Consider the following 2,026-nt stretch of genomic DNA (forward strand, 5'->3'; position numbering starts at 1 on the left):
CCTCATGCCCCTCGCCCCTGCCATCCTCTCCGCCTTCATGCCGACCGGCAAGCTGCGCGCGTCGATCAATCTCGGCAACCCGATCCTCGCGAACCGCGATCCGGTGACCGGCGAACCGTTCGGCGTGTCGATCGACCTGGCGCGCGCGTTCGCCGAGCGCCTGTCGGCCGAGCTGGAACTCGTGGTGTTCGACGCCGCCGGGAAATCGGTGCAGGCGCTGACCGACGAGCGCGCCGATTTCGGCTTCTTCGCGGTCGATCCGCTGCGCGGCGAAACGGTCGCGTTCACCGCGCCATACGTGCTGATCGAGGGTTTCTATCTCGTGCGCGACGCTTCGCCGATCCGCACGAACGACGACGTCGACCAGCCGCACAACCGCGTGACTGTCGGCAAGGGCAGCGCATACGACCTGTTCCTCACGCGCGAACTGAAAGCCGCGCAGATCGTGCGCGCGCCGACGTCGCAGGCCGTCGTGCAGACGTTTCTCGAACAGCAACTGGAAGTGGCGGCCGGCGTGAAGCAGCAGCTCGAAGCCGATGCCGCGAAAACGGCGGGCCTGCGCATGCTCGACGAGCGGTTCATGGTGATCCGGCAGGCGATGGGCGTGCCGAAGAGCCGCGGCGAAGCGGCTGCCGCGGTGCTGAACGAATTCGTCGAGGACATGAAGGCGTCGGGCTTCATCGCGGATTCGCTGCGGCGGCATGGCATTACCGGCGCGTCCGTCGCACCGCCAGCCTGATCAAGAACGACCCGACATAAAAACGGCCCCGGTGTCTCACTCGACACCGGGGCCGCTCATTCGAAGCGCCGCATTCAACCGACCCGCGCTTCTCCCTGCCGCTCGGCTTCACCCTCATTCGCCGCCGTGCGCGCGAGCACCGGCTTCAGCGCCTGCCCCGTATGGCTCGCGCTCACCTTCGCGAGCGCTTCCGGCGCCGCCGCCGCGACGATCGTGCCGCCGCCCACGCCGCCTTCCGGCCCGAGATCGATGATCCAGTCGGCTTCCGCGATCACGTCGAGGTCATGCTCGATCACGACGACGCTATGCCCCGCGTCGACCAGCCGGTGCAGCACGCGAATCAGCTTCGCGACGTCCGCCATGTGCAGGCCGACCGTCGGTTCGTCGAGCACGTACAGCGTGTGCGGCGCCTTCTGGCCGCGCCGCGTGATGTCGTCGCGCACCTTCGTCAGCTCGGTGACGAGCTTGATGCGCTGCGCCTCGCCGCCGGACAGCGTCGGCGACGGCTGGCCGAGCGTCAGGTAGCCGAGCCCGACATCCTTCATCAACTGCAGCGGATGCGCGATGTTCGAGATCGGCGCAAAAAATTCCACCGCCTCGTCGATCTCCATCGTCAGCACGTCGCCGATGTTCCGGCCGCGCCACGTGACCGCAAGCGTCTCCGGGTTGAAGCGCTGCCCATGGCACACGTCGCACGGCACCTTCACGTCGGGCAGGAAGCTCATGCCGATCGTGCGCACGCCTTGCCCCTCGCACGCGGGGCAGCGCCCGTCGCCGGTATTGAACGAGAAACGCGACGCCGTATAACCGCGTGCACGCGCTTCCAGCGTATCCGCGAACAGCTTGCGGATCGTGTCCCACACGCCGATATAGGTGGCCGGGCACGAACGCGGCGTCTTGCCGATCGGCGTTTGATCGACTTCGAGCACTCGGTCGATCTGCTCCCAGCCGCTCAACGACTCGCAGCCCTGCCACGCATGCGTGACGTTCAGCGACGGCCGCGGCGCACTGCGCGCGAGCACGCTCGAGCGGCGGTTGGCCGCCGGCGCGTCCTGCTGCGCGGCCTTGCGCGCGCGCCGCGTGGCCGGCGACGACAGCACCGAGCGGCCGACCGCGTCGAGCAGGTTCGTCATCAGCACGTCGCGCGCGAGCGTCGACTTGCCCGACCCGCTGACGCCCGTCACCGCGACGAGCCGCGCGAGCGGAATGCCGACCGTGACGTCGCGCAGGTTGTGCAGCCTCGCGCCATGCACGGTCAGCCACGCCTCCGGCGCCGCCGGCCCACCC

The 2,026-nt window shown here is 68.8% G+C and carries 1 protein-coding gene and 1 pseudogene; one reads left to right on the forward strand and one right to left on the reverse strand.

What is annotated here, in order from left to right; translation table 11 throughout:
- Window positions 1-4 precede the first annotated feature (4 nt).
- Entirely contained in the window at window positions 5-739 is a 735-nt protein-coding gene (locus GD429_RS39940; protein WP_152865727.1) for an ABC transporter substrate-binding protein, read from the forward strand.
- Window positions 740-813: 74 nt separating this feature from the next.
- Here GD429_RS39940 and GD429_RS39945 read toward each other — a convergent pair.
- A pseudogene (locus tag GD429_RS39945) lies at window positions 814-2,026 on the reverse strand (excinuclease ABC subunit A); the annotation flags it as partial.

Source organism: Burkholderia sp. BE17, from assembly GCF_009362305.1.
Taxonomy (GTDB): domain Bacteria; phylum Pseudomonadota; class Gammaproteobacteria; order Burkholderiales; family Burkholderiaceae; genus Burkholderia; species Burkholderia pyrrocinia_C.